The 20543-nt window shown below is 63.2% G+C and carries 15 protein-coding genes; 9 read left to right on the top strand and 6 right to left on the bottom strand.

Annotated features, from left to right (window positions below):
• Positions 1–4: 4 nt before the first annotated feature.
• From VGH41_RS19135 to VGH41_RS19125, 3 genes are all read left to right on the top strand, one after another.
• Positions 5–1432, top strand: coding sequence for an FAD-binding oxidoreductase (locus tag VGH41_RS19135; RefSeq protein ID WP_331599102.1), 1428 nt, complete (start codon positions 5–7; stop codon positions 1430–1432).
• A gap of 30 nt (positions 1433–1462) precedes the next feature.
• Entirely contained in the window at positions 1463–2266 is an 804-nt protein-coding gene (locus VGH41_RS19130; RefSeq protein ID WP_331599101.1) for a metallophosphoesterase, read from the top strand.
• 102 nt (positions 2267–2368) lie between these two features.
• Positions 2369–3106 carry an SOS response-associated peptidase gene (locus VGH41_RS19125; protein ID WP_331599100.1) on the top strand — a complete coding sequence of 246 codons (738 nt, stop codon included), beginning with the start codon at positions 2369–2371 and terminating at the stop codon, positions 3104–3106.
• A 28-nt stretch (positions 3107–3134) separates the two neighbouring features.
• Here the strand turns inward: VGH41_RS19125 and VGH41_RS19120 are convergent, their stop codons facing one another.
• Both VGH41_RS19120 and VGH41_RS19115 read right to left on the bottom strand, forming a co-directional pair.
• Entirely contained in the window at positions 3135–3296 is a 162-nt protein-coding gene (locus tag VGH41_RS19120; protein WP_331599099.1) for a hypothetical protein, read from the bottom strand.
• Positions 3297–3490: 194 nt separating this feature from the next.
• The gene (locus VGH41_RS19115) at positions 3491–4429 is read right to left on the bottom strand and encodes a LysR family transcriptional regulator (protein ID WP_331599098.1); all 939 of its coding nucleotides are present in this window, start codon (positions 4427–4429) and stop codon (positions 3491–3493) included.
• 155 nt (positions 4430–4584) lie between these two features.
• On the opposite strand from VGH41_RS19115, the gene VGH41_RS19110 reads away from it, so the two are divergent.
• Genes VGH41_RS19110 through VGH41_RS19095 form a run of 4 tightly spaced genes read left to right on the top strand, consistent with a single transcriptional unit; the run spans position 4585 to position 9580 of the window.
• Positions 4585–6294 (top strand): efflux transporter outer membrane subunit, encoded by a 1710-nt coding sequence (locus tag VGH41_RS19110; protein ID WP_331599097.1) that lies wholly within the window; start codon positions 4585–4587, stop codon positions 6292–6294.
• Positions 6295–6308: 14 nt separating this feature from the next.
• Positions 6309–8516, top strand: a complete 2208-nt coding sequence (locus VGH41_RS19105) for an FUSC family protein (RefSeq protein WP_331599096.1) — start codon at positions 6309–6311, stop codon at positions 8514–8516.
• Entirely contained in the window at positions 8506–8706 is a 201-nt protein-coding gene (locus tag VGH41_RS19100; RefSeq protein WP_331599095.1) for a DUF1656 domain-containing protein, read from the top strand. Before VGH41_RS19105 ends, VGH41_RS19100 begins: the two co-directional genes overlap by 11 nt.
• Positions 8707–8719: 13 nt before the next feature.
• A complete protein-coding gene (locus VGH41_RS19095) occupies positions 8720–9580 on the top strand; it encodes an HlyD family secretion protein (RefSeq protein WP_331599122.1) in 861 nt (286 codons plus the stop codon).
• A gap of 105 nt (positions 9581–9685) precedes the next feature.
• Here VGH41_RS19095 and VGH41_RS19090 read toward each other — a convergent pair whose 3' ends face one another.
• Positions 9686–11350 carry a methyl-accepting chemotaxis protein gene (locus VGH41_RS19090; RefSeq protein WP_331599094.1) on the bottom strand — a complete coding sequence of 555 codons (1665 nt, stop codon included), beginning with the start codon at positions 11348–11350 and terminating at the stop codon, positions 9686–9688.
• Positions 11351–11809: 459 nt separating this feature from the next.
• Between VGH41_RS19090 and VGH41_RS19085 the strand changes: the two genes are divergently transcribed.
• Positions 11810–13060: an MFS transporter gene (locus tag VGH41_RS19085; protein WP_331599093.1), complete on the top strand. Its 1251-nt coding sequence runs from the start codon at positions 11810–11812 to the stop codon at positions 13058–13060.
• Positions 13061–13274: 214 nt separating this feature from the next.
• Here VGH41_RS19085 and VGH41_RS19080 read toward each other — a convergent pair whose 3' ends face one another.
• Positions 13275–14177, bottom strand: a complete 903-nt coding sequence (locus VGH41_RS19080; RefSeq protein WP_331599092.1) for an RHS repeat-associated core domain-containing protein — start codon at positions 14175–14177, stop codon at positions 13275–13277.
• 811 nt (positions 14178–14988) lie between these two features.
• On the opposite strand from VGH41_RS19080, the gene VGH41_RS19075 reads away from it, so the two are divergent.
• Positions 14989–16893 (top strand): propionate--CoA ligase, encoded by a 1905-nt coding sequence (locus VGH41_RS19075; protein WP_331599091.1) that lies wholly within the window; start codon positions 14989–14991, stop codon positions 16891–16893.
• A gap of 76 nt (positions 16894–16969) precedes the next feature.
• Here VGH41_RS19075 and VGH41_RS19070 read toward each other — a convergent pair whose 3' ends face one another.
• Positions 16970–17755, bottom strand: coding sequence for a 5'-methylthioadenosine/adenosylhomocysteine nucleosidase (locus VGH41_RS19070; RefSeq protein WP_331599090.1), 786 nt, complete (start codon positions 17753–17755; stop codon positions 16970–16972).
• Positions 17752–20103, bottom strand: a complete 2352-nt coding sequence (locus VGH41_RS19065; RefSeq protein WP_331599089.1) for a UvrD-helicase domain-containing protein — start codon at positions 20101–20103, stop codon at positions 17752–17754. The genes VGH41_RS19070 and VGH41_RS19065 overlap by 4 nt, the downstream gene beginning before the upstream one ends.
• Positions 20104–20543 lie beyond the last annotated feature (440 nt).

The following is a 20543-nucleotide window of genomic DNA, read 5'->3' as shown; positions in this document are numbered from 1 at the left end:
CTTCATGACGCAAGCATCCGCCACCCCCTTTCTCGCCGCCTGCCGCGTCGCCATCGGCGCGGCGCATGTCCTGACCGATCCACACGACACCGCCCCCTACCTCACCGACTGGCGCCGCCGCTACACCGGCGCCGCTTGTGCGGTGCTGTGTCCGTCGACCCCCGAGGACGTGGCAGCGCTGGTGAAACTCGCCGTCGAATACCGCGTTGCGCTCGTGCCGCAGGGCGGCAACACCGGTCTGGCAGGAGGCGCCACGCCGGACGCGAGCGGCACGCAAGCCGTGCTGAGTCTGCGCCGCCTGAACCGCGTACGCGATATCGATCCGCACAACAACACCATCACCGTCGAAGCCGGCGTCATCCTCGCCGACGTGCAATCCCGCGCGGCCGAAGCCGGCCGGCTGTTCCCGCTGAGTCTCGCAGCGGAAGGCAGCTGCACGATTGGCGGCAACCTCGCCACCAACGCCGGCGGCACCGGCGTGCTGCGCTATGGCAACACCCGTGAACTGTGTCTCGGCCTCGAAGTGGTGACGCCGCAAGGCGAGTTGTGGGACGGCCTGCGCGGGTTGCGCAAGGACAATACCGGTTACGACCTGCGCGATCTGTTTATCGGCGCGGAAGGCACATTGGGCATCATCACCGCAGCCGTGCTGAAGCTGCATCCGCAGCCTGCCGCGCGCGTCACGGCGCTCGCCGCGCTGGCCTCGCCTCACGCCGCGCTCGATTTCCTGACGCTCACGCAACGCTTCGCGGGGCCACTTCTGACCGGCTTCGAACTGATGTCGGATTTCTGCCTGCGTCTGGTAGGACTGCACTTTGCGCAGATGCGCTACCCGTTCGCCGAACCGCATGCGCAAGTCGTGCTGCTTGAACTGTCTGACAGCGAAAGTGAACAGCACGCACGCGCCTTGTTCGAACGGCTCATGGAAACCGCGCTCGAAGAAGGTCTGGTGGAAGATGCGGTTGTGGCGGAAAACCTCACCCAGTCGCGCGCCTTCTGGGATCTGCGCGAACACATTCCGCTCGCGCAGGCCGAAGAAGGTCTGAACATCAAGCATGACATTGCAGTGCCGATTTCACGCATCGGCCACTTCATCCAGGAGACGGATGCCGCCATCGCGCAATACGTACCGGGCGCGCGCATGGTCACGTTCGGGCACCTGGGCGACGGCAATCTGCATTACAACGTGCAGGCGCCTGAAGGCGTGGATGCCAGAGCATTCCTTGCGCAATATCAGAGCCCCATCAACCGGATCGTCTACGACAGCGTGCACCGCCATCGCGGCAGCATCAGCGCGGAGCACGGCCTTGGCCAGTTGAAGATCGACGAAGCCATGCACTACAAGTCAAACGTCGAGGTGCAGATGATGCGGGCGCTCAAGCATGCATTCGATCCGCTCAACCTGATGAATCCCGGCAAGGTGCTACGCTAGACGCATGAGCCGCACGCAGGAGTTGTGTTCGTGAAGATTCGTGTCCTGTCCGACCTGCATCTGGAAGCCGACGAGCCCGAGGTGATTCCGCACGCGCAAGCCGATCTGATCGTGCTCGCCGGCGATATCCACAATCACGCGGCCGGTCCGCGCTGGGCGGCTGAGACCTTCGACGGCGCAACCCCGGTGGTCTACGTGCCGGGCAATCACGAGTATTACGACGGCGAATTCGGCGCGCTGGAGGCCGCCATGCATGACGCGGCGGCGTCGGTGGACAACGTGCACCTGCTGAACAATGCCGCGCTGGTCGATCCGGCGGGTGAGTGGCGCGTGCTCGGCACCACCTTGTGGACCGACTTCGCGCTCTACGGCGACAGCGGCGAGGCGCGCGAGGAATCGATCGCGGCAGCGCGGCGCGTGATGCTCGACTTCCGCGGGCTGATCCAGGTGATGTGGCCGCAAGACGCAAGCTCCGCACGCGACTTCACGCCCGCCGACTCCCTCGCCCTCCATGCGAAGGCGCGCGCATGGCTCACAGGCGAGCTGGCCAAGCCGTTTGCCGGCAAGACCATCGTCGTCACCCATCACGCGCCGCATCGGCTGAGCCTCGCCGCGCGCTATGCGGAAGATCTCGCATCCGGCGGCTTCGTCAATCATCTCCCGGATCTTGTACGATCGCCGGTCGCGCTGTGGATACACGGCCATACGCATACGGCGTTCGACTACACGGTGAATGGCACGCGCGTGGTGTGCAATCCGCGCGGCTATCTCGACCGGCGCACCCGTGAACTGGAAAATCCGCAGTTCGCCTGGGACAAGGTGATCGAAATCTAGCGTCGTGCGCGCCTTGGGGCACGGCCCGGTGGCAAGGCGCGGCGTGATGCACTACGCTGCAGCCATCGGCAAGCCGTTGCGCCATCCACGACGGGAGCGCTCATGTGTGGTCGAATCAGTCAGTACCGCGAACCGGCTCGCTACGCCGAACATCTGGGCCTCGCGAATCCCTTCATGCTGTTCGACGCCGCCGACCGGCGCCCCGGCTATAACCTGGCGCCGGGCACGCATCCACTGGCCATCTATCCCGACGAAACGCTGCGTGCGATCCACTGGGGCTACTGCCCCGACTGGGCACGCGCGCAGAATCTGCCGCAGACCATTAACGCGCGCGCGGAAAACGCGGCCCGCGGACGCTATTTCAAGGACTTGTGGAAAACAGGACGGGTACTGGTGCCGGTGGACGGCTGGTTCGAATGGCGCCTGGAAAGGCTGGAGCAGATCAGCAACGACGCACCGGATGACGCCGACCCGCCAGACGCCGTAGAGCCGCAACCCTTCAGACAGCCTTACTTCGTGCGCCTGAAGCGCGACGAGCCGATGTACCTGGCCGCGCTATCCAACGTGCGCGGCACCGAGCCGCAAACCGAAGGCATGGGACTGGTGATCGTCACGGCCACCGCCGACGCCGGCCTGATCGACGTGCACGATCGCAGACCGCTGGTGTTCGCGCCCGAAGCAGCGCGCCGCTGGCTCGACCCGGCGCTCGGCACGCCCGAACTGGAGCATCTGGCGCGTCATGCCGGCGTGGCGGCCGGCAGATTCAAGTGGTACCGCGTCAGCCCCGATGTGGACCGCCCGCTCAGTGACGAACCCCGTCTGATCGAAGCCTTGCAGTGAGTTCGCGAGTGACGCATGACCCTGGCGCTCAACGCCGCGGCCGCGTATAACCGGCTGCGTCGCGGCGCTCAGCGCGAATGGGCGCCAGTTGCGGCTGTTGCGCCTTGAAGCGGCGCAACAGATCGCGCGATGCGGCGATTCCGATCAGTCCCAACATGACGGCCACGCCGATCATCAGATGCGTATCCATGAGTCCCTCTTCTTTCCGGTATGTACTGTGAATTCCAGTTGCTGACTGCTGCCTGACAGGGCTGGCCAGTGCGATGACCCAACGTTATCAAATCAGATCAGCCCGAGAAGTAAGGAAATGTTGCGATGCCACACATCTGTAACAGACCGTCATACGGGCGGCGCGCGCGGCATGGCGCGGCCGGCGCCGCAACTTCAGGTGCGCGCAAACTTGCGCAGTTCGGCCTGATCGGCGGCGAGCGTCGGCGGCAGCTCGTCGCGCAGAAATTCGACCCATGTACGGATTTTCGCGTCGAGATACTGACGCGACGGATACAACGCGTACAGATTCATCTCCTGTGACGTGTATTCCGGCATGACCCACACCAGTTGGCCGCTGCGCAGGCCGCTCATGGCCGAGTAGATGGGTATCAGGCCGATTCCCATGCCTTCGCGCACCGCCACCGCCAGCGCTTCGGCGACGTTGACCTGGAAGACCGCCGGGCCCAGCGAATAATTTTCCTGGCCGTTGGGACCGTCGAACATCCATTCGTCGGTTGGAAACACGGGTGTGACCATTTGCAGGCAGGTATGGCGCACCAGGTCGGCGGGCGCCTGCGGCACGCCGTTGCGTTCCAGATAGGCGGGCGAGGCGCACGCAATGCTGAACGCGCTGCCCAGCCGCTGCGACACGAGCCCGGAGTCCGGCAGGTCCTGCGCGAGCACGAGCGCCACGTCATAACCCTCGTCGAGCAGGTCCGGCACGCGCTGCGCGAGCGTCAGCTCAATATGCACTTCCGGATAACGGCGCTGGTAACGGTGCACCGCCGGCACGACGTAGTGCTGGCCGAAGCTCGTCATGGCGTGCACTTTAAGCTTGCCCGACGGCCGGGCGTGCGCGTCGCTCGCCTCGGCTTCGGCCTGATCGACGTACGCCAGAATCTGCTCGCAACGCTGCAAATAACGCTCGCCGGCTTCGGTGAGCGCAATGCGGCGCGTGGTGCGGTTCAGGAGGCGTGTGCGCAGATGCGCTTCGAGATCCGAGACGGCGCGCGACGCATAGGCCGTGGTCGTATTCAGGTGCTGCGCGGCGCCTGTGAAGCTGCCTGCTTCGACGACGCGGACGAATACACGCATGTTTTGAAGCGTATCCATACTTATCCTCACTGAGACAGCGAGATTGTTACATGCTTCGCAAAAGCGATTGTCTCAATTCCTGTAAAAATGCCTTGCACCTTTACGGGTTATTCGTGAATACGTACAAAAATATAATAACGCACAGGGTTCTATAGTCAATTAAGGGGGAAATCGTGCAGTCTCCGGTACAAAAAGGGATCGCCACGCTCACCGTTCTTACGATCTCACTAATAATCGCCGGCTGCGCCAGTACCGGAGGCATCACCCCGCAAGCGCGCAAAATCGATCCAGCGTCACTTGATCCCGGCGCCGCCATCCGGGCGGCCAATGCCGACGCTCAATGGCCCACTGCAGACTGGTGGCGCGCCTATGACGATCCGCAGCTCAATGCATGGATCGACGCCGCGCAGGCCGGCAACCCGTCGCTCGCGCAGGCGCAGGCTCGGGTGCGCCAGGCGCTGTCCATGGCCGGTGTGGCCAAGGCCGCGCTGGCGCCGCAAATCAACGGCGATCTGTCGATCCAGCGTCAGCATTGGCCCGACAACGTCTATTACGGCCCGGGTCCGCTTGCCAATGCGAACACCTGGGACAATACCGGCACGATCGGCCTGTCCTATCACCTCGACCTGTGGGGCAGAGACAAGAACGCCGCCGAAGGCGCGCTCGACGCCGCCCATGCCAGCGCCGCCGACGAACGCGCCGCCCAGCTCGAACTCGACGCGAACGTGGTGCGCGCGTACATCACCATGTCGATGAATTACGCGCTGCTCGATATCGCCAAGGCCACGCTGCAACAGCAGCAGCAAATCGCGGATCTGGCGAACCGGCGTCTGAAAGGCGGTCTCGGCACCCAGCTCGATGTGAGCCAGGCCGAAACGCCGATCCCCGAATACGAGCGGCAAATCGATGCGCTCGAAGAAGAGGTCGCGCTCGGTCGCAACCAGCTTGCGGCGCTGGCGGGCAAAGGTCCAGGCGCCGGCGATACGATCACGCGCCCCACCCTTTCGCTGTCCGCGCCGGCCGGTTTGCCGTCGGCGCTGCCGGCCGAATTGCTCGGCCACCGGCCGGACATCGTCGCGGCGCGCTGGACAGTCGCGGCGCAGGCGCGCGGCATCGACGTCGCCAAGGCCAACTTCTATCCGGACATCAACCTGCTCGCGTCGATTGGCGGCTATGCCGCGGCCGGCCCGCTATTCCAGTTCCTGCGCTCGGCCAACGGCAGCTGGACCGGGGGCCCGGCAATGTCGCTGCCGATCTTTGACGGTGGCCGGCTGCGCTCGGAACTGGGAGAACAGGACGCAGGCTATGACGCGGCTGTTGAACAGTACAACCAGGCCATCGTGGGCGCGTTGAAGGATGTCGCCGATCAGGTGGTGCGGATCCGCTCGCTGCAAACGCAGGCCGCCGACGCCGACCGCTCGGTCGCCGCGGCTCGCAAGAATTACGATCTCGCGAAGGAAGGTTACAAGCGCGGCCTCACCGATTATCTGAATGTGCTGATCGCGCAGAATCAGTTGCTGCGGGCGCAGGAAGGCGTGGCGCGCATCGAGGCGCAGCGTCTGGGCGCGCATGCGTCGCTGATGACCGCCCTGGGCGGCGGTCTCGCCGATCCGTCCGACGGTCCCAAAGCCGACGAGACGCTGCCCGCGCACGGTCGCGGCAAGGCGGCAGCGCTGGCGGCGCCGCAAGCCGCGGCGGCCGCGCCGGTGACCGTGGCGCCGGCTGGCGCTGCGCCGGAGGCGGCACAGACACCGGCGGCCAACGTGTCCACGCGCACCGGTCATGGCAAGAGCACGAACAGCAGCCACAGCCAGACTTCGAGCGCCAACGCGAAGGCCAGCAGCGCTGGCGACGCCGCCGCTCACATCACTGCCGCGCAGTAAGGGCCGAGTCGACCATGTCCACCTCCCCTTCCACCGCCCCGCGCCAGCCGCTGACCGTGCAGTCGCTCTATGCGGCTGTCGCCGAATGGGCCCGCACCGACGGCCGCACGTGGATCTATATCGCCAAGGCGCTCGCCGCCGCGTTCCTGTCGCTCTTCGTGGCGATGAAGCTCGAACTGCCCCAGCCGCGCACCGCCATGACCACGGTATTCATCGTGATGCAGCCGCAAAGCGGAATGGTGTTCGCGAAGAGCTTTTACCGGATCTGCGGCACGCTGGTCGGTCTCGTCGTGATGCTCGCCTTGATCGGACTGTTCGCGCAGCAGCCGGAGCTGTTTCTCGGCGCCACGGCGATCTGGGTCGGCATCTGCACCGCGGGCGCGGCGCGCAATCGCAACTTCCGCTCGTACGGCTTTCTGCTGGCCGGGTATACCGCGGCGCTGATCGGCATTCCCGCCGCGCAGCATCCGGACGGCGCGTACTTGTCCGCGCTCACGCGGGTGGCCGAGATCGTGGTGGGCATCGTGTGCTCCGGCGTCGTCAGCGGACTGGTGTTGCCGCAATTCACCGGCGAGCAGATGCGCACCACCGTGCGCGCCCGCTTTAGCGCGTTCGTCGAGTATGTGTCGGCGTCGCTGGCGGGCAAGGCTGATCGGGCGCAGATCGAAGCGACCAATGCGCGCTTCGTGGCCGACATCGTGGGCTTCGAGGCGGCGCGCAGCGTCGCGGTGTTCGAAAGCCCGTCATCGCGTATGCGCAGTGGCCGTCTGTCACGCCTGAATAGCGAATTCATGGCGGCCTCGACGCGCTTTCATGCGCTACATCAATTGATGAACCGGCTGCACGCGGCAAATGCGTCCGCAACGATCGAGGCGCTCGAACCGTATTTCAAGGAAATCGCCCCGTTGCTCGCCAAATCCGGCGAGCCGGTGCTGAGCGCCGTCGATGCCGCGCGGGCCGCCGCGCAACTCGACACCTACAAGGCCGAGCTGCCGGGTCGGGTGCGCGCTACACGCGCCGGGCTGGCGGCGCGTGACGATATGGCACTGCTCGATTTTGATACGGCATCCGAACTGTTATACCGCTTTGTCGACGATCTGCACGCCTATGCGGCCACGTATGCGTCGCTGGCGGTGGATACGCACGAGCGTGAGCACTGGATCGAGCGCTACGAACCGAAGACCAACGCGTTCGCCGTGGGTGTGGCCGGCGTTCGAGCCGCGATCGTGATCATGATTCTGAGCGCGTTCTGGATTGCCACCTCCTGGCCGAGCGGCGTGACGCTGCTACCGGTGGGCGCCGCGACCTGCGCACTGGCGTCGTCGTCGCCGACCCCGACCCGCATGGCCTTTCAGATGGCGGCCGGCACGCTGCTGTCGTCGGCAATGGGGATGATCGTGGTGTTCTGGCTGTATCCGCACGTCGATGGCTTTCCGCTCCTGTGCGTCGTCCTGACGCCCGCGCTGGTGCTTGGCCTCTTCATGACCACCCGACCGAAGCTGGCCGGTTACGGCGTCGGCTACTGCATTTTCTTCTGCTTCCTCGCCGGCCCGGACAACGTGACCATTTACGAGCCGAGCGGCACCATTAACGATTCGCTGGCGCTGTTCCTGTCCATGGTGGTGTGTTGCGTTGCGTTTGCACTGCTGTTGCCGCCCTCGCTGCCGTGGATGCGCAACCGTCTGCTGGCGGATTTGCGCCGCCAGATCGTGCCGGCCTGCCGTGCGCGTCTCACGCGGTTGCGCACGCGCTTCGAAAGCGGCACGCGCGATCTGCTGTTCCAGATCAACGCGCTCGCCGCGAAGGAACCAGAGGTCAAACGCGACAGTCTGCGCTGGCTGTTCGCGGTGCTCGAGGTGGGCAACGCGATGATCGACCTGCGCCGCGAGATTGCGGCGTTACCGCGCGATCCGCGTTATGCCGCGTCGATGCCGTGGCGCGTCGCCGAGCGCAAGATGCGCGACGCCGTTGCCGCCGTGTTCGACCGGCCGCGCGCGGACCGGCTGGACCGCGCGCTGGCCGCGACCGGCGATGCGATCACCGCTGTCCAGCAAGTGCTGGCGAAATTCACACCGCCACTCGAGGAGCGTCAGCAATTGCAACGCATCTTGAGTCAGTTGCATTTCATTCGTACTGCGCTGCTCGATCCGCAATCGCCGCTGGAAACGCTGTTGCACAAGCGGAACGAGTCGCAAGAAGGAGGAGTTCGCCATGCCACGTGAAATTGCCGTTTTCGATGCGTACGTGCCGGCCATCGTGCTGCTGTTCGTTGCCGGTGCCGCGCTGACCTGGCTGCTGGACCGTGTGATTGCCTATACGGGCCTGTATCGCGTCGTCTGGCACCCCAACCTGTTCCGGGCCAGCGTGCTCGTGTGTGTGTGCGGCGTGCTGGGTCTCGCCGTTTATCGTTGATCAGAGTCGAATCATGACCATTCGAAATATTGTGGGTTTTGTCGCGACTGCGGTCGTCTTCGTTATCGCGATCCTGATTGGCCGCGCGTTATGGGTTCACTACATGGATGAGCCGTGGACCCGCGACGGCCGCGTGAATGCCAACGTCATCAACATTGCGCCGGACGTGTCGGGCGAGATTGTCGGGCTGCCCGTGCGCGACAACCAGTTCGTGAAGAAAGGTGATCTGCTGATGCAGATCGATCCGTCGCACTATCAGATTGCCGTCGAGCAGGCCCAGGCCGCGGTTGCCGCGCGCAAGGCCGAACTGCAGATGCGTCGTAATGATGCGCAACGGCGCGCGGATCTGGACAGTCTGGTCGTTTCGAAGGAGGGTCGCGAAGACGCGGCCGACACGGCGTCGGCTGCAGATGCCGCCTATCAGCAGGCGCTGGCCGCGCTGGACGCCGCGAAGCTCAATCTGGAACGTACCCGGGTGTTGTCGCCGGTGGACGGGTATGTCACCAACCTTCAGACGTTCCGCGGCGACTATGCGATTTTGGGAACCTCGAAGCTGGCTATTGTCGATAGCAATTCGTTCTGGGTGTACGGGTATTTTGAGGAAACCAAGCTGCCGCATGTCGAGGTCGGCAACAAGGCTGAAATGCGGCTCATGAGCGGCGGTGTGCTGCAAGGGCACGTGGAGAGTATTTCACGCGGTATTTATGACCGTGATAATCCGCAGAGCCGGCAGCTGCTGGCTGATGTGAATCCTACTTTTAACTGGGTCAGGCTGGCGCAGCGGGTGCCGGTGAGGATTCAGATTGATCATGTGCCGGAGGGGGTCGTTTTGTCTGCGGGGACGACTTGTACGGTGGTGGTGACGCCGGGGTGAGGGTGCGGGGTTGCGTTGGGGGCTGCCTGGGTTGGTGTACTTGCGCCATTACATCGCGACCACCTACCAGAGCGTCGCACAGGCAACAACCCCCAAAAAACCAACCTACAACCTGAACCTCCCCACCATAACCTTCAACCCCCGGGCCTGATCATCCAGCGACCGCGCGGCCGCCGTCGCCTGCTCGACAAGCGCGGCGTTTTGCTGGGTCCCGGCATCCATCTGCGTCACCGCAAGATTGATCTCTTCAATCCCGGAACTCTGCTCGGCGGAAGCCGCCGAGATCTCGCCCATGATGTCGGTCACGCGCTTCACCGCCTTGACGACCTCATCCATCGTATTGCCGGCGTCCTGCGCCAAAGCCGAGCCGTTGCCGACCCGCTCGACCGAGGCGCTGATCAGTGCCTTGATCTCCTTGGCCGCGCCGGCACTACGCTGCGCCAGATTGCGCACTTCGGCCGCCACCACCGAAAAACCGCGCCCCTCCTCCCCCGCGCGCGCCGCTTCGACGGCCGCGTTCAACGCGAGGATGTTGGTCTGAAACGCAATCCCTTCGATCACGCCAATGATGTCGCGAATGCTCTTCGCGCTATCGTTGATCTGGCTCATCGTGGTCACCACGCGGCCCACCACCTCGCCGCCCTTCTCGGCAATCTCCGATGCATTGTTGGCCAGCGTGCTCGCCTGCCTCGCGTTGTCCGCGTTCTGCCGCACCGTCGAGGTCAACTGCTCCATGCTGCTCGCCGTACGCTCCAGCGCCATCGCCTGCTGCTCGGTGCGCTGCGACAGGTCGAGGTTGCCCGTCGAAATCTGCCCTGATGCCGTCGCGATTGCGTCAGCGCTTGCCGCAATGTCCGACACCGTCGTCGACAGTCCGCTCTGCATGTCACGCAAAGCCGACAGCATGCTCGAGTGGTCGTTGCGAGCCAGATCGATCCGGTTCGACAGATCGCCCGCGGCGATGCGGCTCGCAATCTCCTTCGCATAGAACGGCTCGCCGCCAAGTTGCCGTGCGAGCCGCCGCACCACCCATTCGCTGATCACGAACGCCAGCACGATCAGCGCAATCGTCATCCCCGCCATCATCACGAACGAGGAGTGGTAGATGAAGGCGGACGCTTCGATGGTCGCCTTCGAATCCTTGCCGCGCTGCTCCACCAGTTGATCGACGGCTTTTTCGAGCTTTTCGGTTTCCACCAGCAACGCAATGTCGTTGGTGCCCACCTGCCAGTTCATCTGCGACAGATCGAGCGGCTGCGCCTTCACCAGCGTCACGAAATCGCGCAGATGACCATTCCATGCGCCCACCGCTGCCGCGAATTTCTTCTCTTGCGCGATGGCGTCGGTGTCGGCGGCGTGGGTGTACTGCTGCAGCGTGTTCATCTGCGTGGACAGCGCGGCTAGTGCCGTGTCGATGTCCGTGCCCAGTTCGTCGCGCTCCTTGCCCGTGGTCGCCGTCAGCAGCATCTTCTGCGCACGGCTCGCGCGCAGCATCGCCGCACGCACCTCTTCGGCAGCGCGGCTCGCCACGTGACCCTGATCGTAGATGGACTGCGCCGAGCCGTTGAGCCGGCCAATCTGCGCGAGCGAAAACACGCCCATCACCAGCGTGCCGATCAGCAGCACGGCGAACGCCAGGCGCAGCGTCGCCTTCACGGACAGGCCCTTCGGTCCGCTGCCCGGCGCTTGCGAGTCGGACGATCCACCCGCGGGTTCGTCATGCGGCACGAACCCCGCGGCCGGCTGGCTGCCAAGCGATACTGCTTTCATATTCTGGTCCCCACTTATCGACCCGCCGGAAAGGCCGGTTCCGGCATGCCCGGTTATCTGATCGGGTCTACGGCATCCGCGGCGGCAATCTTTAATGTCGCCGCCTGCGTTGCCCTGCCCCCGAGCGCGTCACCCCGTCAGTCGCGCGCCCCCGCGACCGCTTTATACACGGCCAAAATTCGCCCTGGCAGAACGGCCGGGAGCTTGCAGATGACACAAGGCACTGGATGTCATCCTCGGATTCGCCAGGTCGCCACCCGGTCGAAATGTCGTCTATCCCCAGACGAATGTCCTGTTCGCGACAAAACTTGGCCGAACATTTAGCACGCGCCACATTACACTCTTTGAATATTGGAAAACGCCTGCGTCCAAATGACGCAGCCCGCCAGGCCGGCTCTGACACGTCGGATCCAGACCTACCTGCGGTTTCCCCTTTATCTCTCTCCTTCTCTGAAGCATATGGAAACGAGTCTCGACAAAAGCGCCCTCGGCGGCGCGCCCGGCAGCCCTGCGGCGGCATCGCTCGCCGGCAAGGCGCAGCGCACCGTGTATTCGGTGCTGGGCGCGATCAGCTTTTCGCATCTGATCAACGACATGATCCAGTCGCTGATCCTCGCCATCTATCCCATGCTGAAGGACAACTTCTCGTTGTCGTTCGGGCAGATCGGCCTGATCACGCTGACGTACCAGATCACCGCGTCGCTGCTGCAGCCGCTTGTCGGCATCTATACGGACAAGCATCCGAAGCCGTATTCGCTGCCCGTCGGCATGGGCTTCACGCTCGCCGGCCTGCTGTTGATGTCCGTCGCGCCGAGTTTCGGCGTCCTGCTGGTCGCAGCGGCGCTGGTGGGTTGCGGTTCGTCGGTGTTCCATCCGGAGTCGTCGCGGGTCGCGCGGATGGCGTCCGGTGGCCGTCACGGTCTCGCGCAGTCGCTGTTCCAGGTGGGCGGCAACGCGGGCTCGTCGCTCGGGCCGCTGCTCGCCGCGCTGATCATCATTCCGCACGGCCAGCGCAGCATTGCGTGGTTCTCTGTAGCGGCGCTGATTGCGATCGTCGTGCTGACGCAGATTGGCCGCTGGTACAAGCAACATCCGGCGATCAAGAAGGCGCGCGGCGCGCAGGCGGGTCATCCGGAACTGTCGCGCAACAAGGTGCTGTTCGCGATGGGCGTGCTGGTCCTGCTGGTGTTCTCGAAGTACTTCTACCTCGCCAGCATCAACAGTTATTTCACGTTCTATCTGATCGACAAGTTCCATCTGCCGGTGCAGGCCGCGCAGGTCCATCTGTTCGTGTTCCTCGCGGCGGTGGCGGCCGGTACGATCATCGGCGGTCCGATTGGCGACAAGATCGGCCGTAAGTACGTGATCTGGGTATCGATCCTCGGCGTCACGCCGTTCACGCTGCTGTTGCCGTACGCAAACCTGTTCTGGACCGGTGTGCTGACCGTGGTGATCGGCGTGGTGCTGGCATCGGCGTTCTCGGCCATCCTCGTGTATGCGCAGGAACTGATTCCAGGCAAGGTCGGGATGGTCGCCGGCCTGTTCTTCGGCTTCGCGTTCGGACTGGGCGGCATCGGCGCGGCCGTGCTGGGTCAACTGGCGGATGCGACCAGCATCACGTATGTCTATAAGGTCTGCTCTTTCCTGCCGCTGATCGGCGTGTTGACGGTGTTTCTGCCGAATATTGAAGGCAAGCACGCAAAGGCTTGATTCGCCGCCGCGGCGAGTTCGACCTGGAGAAAGGCGCTACGGCGCCTTTTTCTTTTGGCGCTGTTGAACCCTGTGGTGCTGGCACCCTATGTTGCAGCCGTACAGCTCCTGGCACAGGCAGGGCATGAACAGTTCGGCAATATCGCCAATGCCGCATTCACGCAAGTCCACGTATCGTCCATAATGCCGACCTAGGTAAAACGACGGCGACACGTCAGGCGACAGAGACACTTCCTGCAACAAACCTGGCCAGCCGTTTTGCGTTTCGGAGTTCCACATCACGAATTCCCCAGCAGGAAACCATTACTACATGTTGATTAGTGTTATTCAATATTTCATGAAACTCGTCAACACTCACGCCATCCAAAACTCTGGATCTAACACGACCTTTCAATTTACCAACATCCACCAGTTTGATAAATTTCTCGAACCCGCTGACATAGTCTTCTGTGAGCGGCGGCCCGAAGCGCAATCCTTCTCGCCAGTTCAGGCCACTCTCATCCCCGTGCCCCATCAGGAAAAGTATGTCACGCCTTCTAAGTGTTTCCCTCGCCCTCAAACGCGTCAGCGGTTGCCTAAGAGCTCCAGAGTTAACTTTCTTATCAGCGCCAAGTACTAGCTGCCCTGATTCCGGATCTTCAACTTCAAACCAGCCGGCCGGGTCTCCTTGAATTTGAAGTGGACTCTCAGTCACGGTGCCCGAATCAAAAAGATCCTCATCAATCGCAAAATCATCGTCGCCGGCTACCCCTGCCTCCGCTGCATCGGCCGCCCCGACCCCAGTCGCCTCACCGTCCGCTGCCGCTGTCGCTGCCGCGTCCTCAGCACCTGTTGCAGTCCGTCGCGCGTTCCGCCTGAAGACTCGGGTAATCCTACGGAACAAGCGGGTAACTATCCCATGGCCAGATGGATCCGACTGGTTCACCGGATCCCCCGAACAGTAGCCGTAGCCATGCGCACCGCCACGGCCAAATGGGCTCACACTGTCCCATGCGCTAAACCGCCGGATGATCGGGTTAAAACTCCGGTAGCCATTGCCCAGCAGGTATGTCCCGCTCACGGCGGACCTGCGTTGACCGGTGTATCCCAGAGAGACGGCATTCAGATCGCTTTTCATCGAATTTCCCTACCTTTGACGTTCTCCAACGGTTTTCCATCTAACAGACAACTTGATTATCCTTACGGCACAAATTTCCACCCACTTATAGCGATTTCCGTCCAACGGCGTCATTGTCCGCTTCAATATTTTTTATCCCATCCCCCTGAAAATTCCAATCGAAACAAAATATATTCCAGACCATAAGAAACACCAGTCATCAATATTTCAAGGCAGATAATTATCACCATTTGCATCGGTGGATTTTTTCATCAGGCTATCTACGGCAATAATTTCACTCATCGCGCTGACCTGCATGGCGCACGTTTGTCTTTATTCCAACCCATTGCGCACCTGCGCAATTCATCTGAAGTCGTGCTTGCATGCCCGGACATGCGGTCAAGCTCGAGTTGCTGAATTTGCTCACCTGCGCGACTCATGTGGTGAGCAATATTTCATGGCACTTTGCGGCGCGCCTCATTGCCGTGGTCAAACGTGATGGGCGAGTATGGCAATGCCATTCTTGCGTCCTGCTTGCCCATCCACGCAGATAACCTCTTCCCATCGTTTCAACAATGCGTTTGGCTATCCCGACCGTGCGATTCACCCAAAGAAATGGGCTGCGCCATTACGCGTTTCTCCTGGCACGTCGGGACGGTCAACCATTTTCCCGACCCTCGGAGCCCATTCCGCGAGCCTCATGGTGAACCCGCGTTGTCCGTAAAGCCGAGCGTCCCTATGCTTGTGTGAATACACATCCTGCAAGCTCGGCGCGAATGCGCGCCGCCCCGACCGCCCCTTACTACCCACGCCGCCGCAAGGATCGCCGCCGATGACCCGTTACCGCGATTTTCACCGCCGTTCCATCGAAGCGCCCGAAGCCTTCTGGCGCGAGGAAGCGCGGCGCATCCACTGGGATACGCCGTTCGATACGGTGCTCGACACGTCGAACCCGCCATTCACGCGCTGGTTCGTCGGCGGCCGGACGAATCTATGCCACAACGCGGTCGACCGGCACCTGGTCGACCGTGCGCAACAGAACGCGCTGGTGTACGTGTCGACGGAGACCGGCATCGAGCGGCGCTATACCTATGCCGAACTGCACGCCGAGATCAACCGGATGGCCGCGGTGATGCGCTCGCTCGGCGTGACGCGCGGCGACCGCGTGCTGATTTATCTGCCGATGATCCCCGAAGCCGTGTTCGCGATGCTCGCCTGCGCGCGGCTCGGCGCGATTCACTCGGTGGTGTTCGGCGGCTTCGCGGCGCCCAATCTCGCCGCGCGTATCGACGACGCCAAGCCTGCGCTGATTGTCACCGCCGATGCCGGCGCCCGCGGCGGCAAAGTGATCGACTACACCCCGCTCGTCGACGAAGCGCTCGCCCGCGCCCAGCACAAGTCGCCGCGCGTGCTGCTGATCGACCGTCAGCTCGCACCGGAGCGCCTGAACGCCAGCTATCTCGTCGCCTACGAGCCGCTGCGCGAGCAGTTTTTCGACGCCCACGTGCCGTGCGAATGGCTAGAGTCGAACGAGCCGTCGTATGTGTTGTACACCTCTGGCACGACGGGGCGCCCCAAAGGCGTGGTGCGCGATGTGGGCGGCTACGCGGTGGCGCTGGCGGCGTCCATGGAATACATCTTCGAAGGCCGCGCCGGCGACACGATGTTCACCGCGTCGGATATCGGCTGGGTGGTCGGCCACAGCTACATCATCTATGCCCCGCTGCTCGCCGGGCTCACCACGGTCATGTACGAAGGCACGCCGATTCGCCCGAACGGAGGTATCTGGTGGCGCCTCGTCGAGCAGTACAAGATCAATCTGATGTTCACCGCGCCGATCGCGTTGCGCGTGCTCAAAAAACAGGATCCCGCGCTCCTGAAGAAGTCCGACCTGTCGAGCTTGCGCACGCTGTTTCTCGCCGGCGAACCGCTCGACGTGCCGACTGCATCGTGGATCACCGAGGCGCTCGGCAAACCGGTGGTCGACAACTACTGGCAAACCGAAACCGGCTGGCCGATGCTCGCCATCCAGCGCGGTGTCGAAGCCTTGCCGCCCAAGCTGGGCTCGCCCGGCGTACCGGTTTACGGCTACGACCTGACGCTGCGCAACGAACTCACCGGCGAGCCTTGTCCGCCGGGCGAGAAAGGCGTACTCACGCTGGGTTATCCGCTGCCGCCGGGTTGCATGTCGACCGTGTGGGGCGACGACACGCGCTTCATCAGCACGTACTGGTCGAATCTGCCGAATCAGCAGGTCTATTCGACCTTCGACTGGGGCATTCAGGATTCAGACGGCTACGTGACGATCCTCGGTCGCACCGACGATGTGATCAACGTCGCCGGTCACCGTCTCGGCACGCGGGAGATCGAAGAGGCGCTGTCGAGCCACGCGGCGGTCGCCGAAGTGGCGGTGGTCGGTGTCGCGGATCCGCTCAAAGGGCAAGTCGCGCTGGCGTTCATCGTCTTGCGCGAGGCGGACCGTTATGCAGCGGACCAGGCACGCGCCGCGCTCGAAGCCGAACTGACGGCGACCGTTGACCGCCAGCTCGGTGCGATTGCGCGGCCGGCCCGTGTGCATGTCGTGTCGATGCTGCCGAAGACCCGCTCCGGCAAGCTCTTGCGCCGCGCGATTGCGGCGCTCGCAGAAGGGCGCGATCCAGGCGACCTGCCGACCATCGAAGATCCGGGCGCATTGCAACAGGTGCGCGACGCGTTGGCGGCGGCCGAACCGAAATAGCCGTTACCACAAAAGCAAAGGGCGGCCGGCTTTCGCCGCGCCGCCCTGCTGCGTCTTCGCTGTGGGGCGGTGTCGCTCAGACGCGCGACTGCAAGAAGCGCTTCAAAATCCCGTTCGAATACGTCCCGGCGATCTCGGTCAAAAACGAGGCGAACGATGCCGGCGCATGCGCATCCGCCGTATCCGACACGGTACGCACAATGGCGCACGGCACGCCGTACTCGTGACACACCTGCGCGATCGCCGCGCCTTCCATCTCGACGGCGAGCGCATCCGGCAACGCTTCGCGTAACGCCTCGACCGCCGCCGCGCTCGCCACGAACTGATCGCCGCTGATGATCAGCCCACGATGCATCTGCGGCAATTGCGTGCCGAAGCGTTCAGCCAGCGCGGGACCTTCATCGGCGATAAAACGTTCGACTGCCGCCGCCAGTTGATCCGCGAGCACCTGATCCGCCGCAAAACGCGCAATGCCCAGCAGCGGCACCTCGAAGCGCGGAAATAGCGGCGACGCGTCGAGATCGTGCTGCGTGAGCGTGTCGGCCACGACCACGTCGCCGATCCGCACCGCGCGCCCCACGCCGCCGGCGACGCCCGTAAATACCACGGCGTCGACCTCGAACGCGTGAATCAGCGCGCTGACGGTTGCCGCCGCCGCGACCTTGCCGATGCGCGCGAGCGTCACGACACACGGCGCGCCGTGCACGGTGCCCAGATGATAGTCGCGGCGCCCGTGTGTGACGGTGCGCACCCCCGATTCGGCGCGCATCGCTTCGACCAGGTCACCCAGTTCCTGCGGCAATGCCGCCATCACGCCAAGCGGACGGCGCGCGATGGCCGTCCCGTGTTCCGCTGTACTCATTCGACCGCCTGTAGTTTTGCGACCGCGAGAGCCAACCATTTCTCGCCGTGCCGTTTGAATTTGACCTGTGCCCTGGCGTCGGCGCCGCCGCCTTCCAGCGCGGTAATCGTGCCTTCGCCGAACTTCGTGTGAAAGACCTGCTGGCCGACCCGGAAGCCGCTTTCGGCGGCGCGCTGTTCATTGGCGAAAGCGGGCAGCGGGGCCGGCGTCGACGAAGCCGGCCCCGTGTAACCCGGCCGCGCAAACCAGTCACGGCCATAACCGGCGTTGTCGGAGCGGCCGCCCCAGCGCGCGCCGGCTTCGACCTTCGGTGTGAGCCACTTCAGGGTTTCCTGCGGCAGTTCGTCGAAGAAACGCGAACGGATGTTGTAGCGCGTCTGGCCGTGCAACATCCGGCTCTGCGCGAACGACAGATAGAGCCGCTCCTTTGCACGCGTGATCGCGACGTACATCAGGCGCCGCTCTTCTTCGAGGCCGTCGGTTTCCATTGCGCTGTTCTCGTGCGGGAACAAACCCTCTTCGAGACCCGTGATAAAGACCGCCGTGAACTCGAGTCCCTTCGCCGCGTGCACCGTCATCAACTGCACCGCTTCCTGGCCGGCCTGCGCCTGGTTGTCACCCGCTTCGAGCGACGCGTGCGACAGGAAGCCGGCGAGCGGCGTCATGGTGTCGGGGTTCTGCGCGGGATCGGTGAGGTTGGGCGCGTCGAGGACGACGACGTTCGGGTCGTCTGTGGCAGTGGACAATTCGGGCGCCGAGGTGGCGCCCGGACGCAGCGGAATGGAACGCGCCGGCGTGTCCAGGCCGTAGCCCTCTTCGCTGACGAAGGCGGCGGCCGCGTTGACGAGTTCCTGCAAGTTTTCGAGGCGGTCCTGACCTTCGCGCTCGGTCTGATAGAACTCCGCGAGTCCGCTGGTGCGCACCACGTATTCGACCGTTTCCGGCAGGCTCATCTGCTGCGTTTCCGCGCGCATTTTGCCGATCAGGCCGGCAAACGCGGCGAGACTCGAGCCGGCCTTGCCGGCGACATACGGAACGGCCGTGGCCATTGAACAGTTGTAGAGCCGGGCGGCATCCGCGAGTTGTTCGATCGAACGCGCGCCGATCCCGCGCGTCGGAAAATTGACGACGCGCGCGAACGCGGTGTCGTCGTTGGGGTTGTCGATCAGCCGCAGATAAGCGAGCGCGTGCTTGATTTCCTGACGCTCGAAAAAGCGCAGACCGCCATACACGCGATACGCGATGCCGGCGTTCACCAGCGTGTGTTCGATGGTGCGCGACTGCGCGTTGCTCCGGTACAGCACGGCGACTTCGCTGCGCGAGGTACCGGTGCTGATCAGCGCCTTGATTTCTTCGACGATCCAGCCGGCTTCCTGGGTGTCGGTGGCGGCTTCATAGACGCGCACCGGTTCGCCGTGACCGGCATCGGTACGCAGGTTTTTACCCAGCCGCCGTGAGTTGTTGGCGATCAGCTGGTTGGCCGCATCGAGAATATGGCCATGCGAGCGATAGTTCTGCTCCAGCTTGATCAGATGGCGGACGTTGAATTCGTTTTCGAAGTCGCGCATGTTGCCGACGTTCGCGCCGCGGAATGCATAGATGGACTGGTCGTCGTCGCCCACCGCGAAGATCGAATTGGTTTGCCCGGCCAGCAGCTTGAGCCATGCGTATTGCAGTTTGTTGGTGTCCTGGAACTCGTCAACGAGGATGTGGCGAAAGCGCGCCTGATAGTGCGCGCGCAGCGGCGGATTGTGCGCAAGCAGCTCATGACAGCGCAGCAGCAGCTCGGGAAAATCCACCACGCCTTCGCGCTGGCACTGCTGGTCGTAGGCTTCGTAGAGTTCGACGAATTTGCGGTTGAAGTTGTCGGTGGCGTCGACATCTTTGGGGCGCAGGCCCTGCTCTTTCGCGTTATTGATGAAGTACTGGAGGTTCTTCGCCGGGTATTTCTCGTCGTCGATGTTCAGGCCCTTCATCAGACGCTTGATGGCGGAGAGCTGGTCGGCGGTGTCGAGGATCTGAAAGGTAGCGGGCAGACCGGCGTCACGGTGATGCGCGCGCAGCATACGGTTACAGAGACCGTGGAAGGTGCCGATCCACATGCCGCGGGTGTCGATGGGCAGGAGCGCTTGCAGGCGCGCCATCATTTCGCGGGCGGCCTTGTTGGTGAAGGTCACCGCGAGGATCGTGGCGGGTGAGGCGAGGCCCTGCTGGATCAGCCACGCGATGCGGGTGATGAGCACGCGGGTTTTGCCGCTACCCGCGCCGGCCAGAATGAGTGCCGGTTCGTTGGGCAGCGTGACCGCGGCGTGTTGTTCGGGGTTCAGGTTATTGAGCAGTTCGGGCATTTTTCCGGGGGGTCGGCGGCGGTTCGTTCGTCATTATAAGGTTCAGGGATGGGTTTGGTTTTTACCATCCGGCGGGGTGGTTTGTTTGCCTTCTGGGCTTTTATTTGTTTGCCCTGCGGCGTTGTTTGGTTGTTTGCCTGCGGTCTTGGCCTTTCCCTGCATTCTTATCGGTCTATTAGCTTCGCCGTTTGACTGTTTGCCTACGGCGTTGGCCTTTCCTTGCATTCTTATCGGTCTACTAGCTTCGCCGTTTGACTGTTTGCCTGCGGCGTTGGCCTTTCCTTGCATTCTTATCGGTCTATTAGCTTCGCCCCTGTGCGGGGCGGCACTCACTTTCTTTGCCGCCGCAAAGAAAGTAAGCAAAGAAAGCGGGCTTCACACCGCCAGCCAGTAGATGTCCGTCTCTGTCGTGTACCGGAAACGGCCCAACACAAGACCCG

Source organism: Paraburkholderia sp., from assembly GCF_036488795.1.
Lineage (GTDB): Bacteria > Pseudomonadota > Gammaproteobacteria > Burkholderiales > Burkholderiaceae > Paraburkholderia.
Note: the sequence above shows the minus strand (reverse complement) of the source record. Positions and strands in the feature narration are given on the sequence as shown.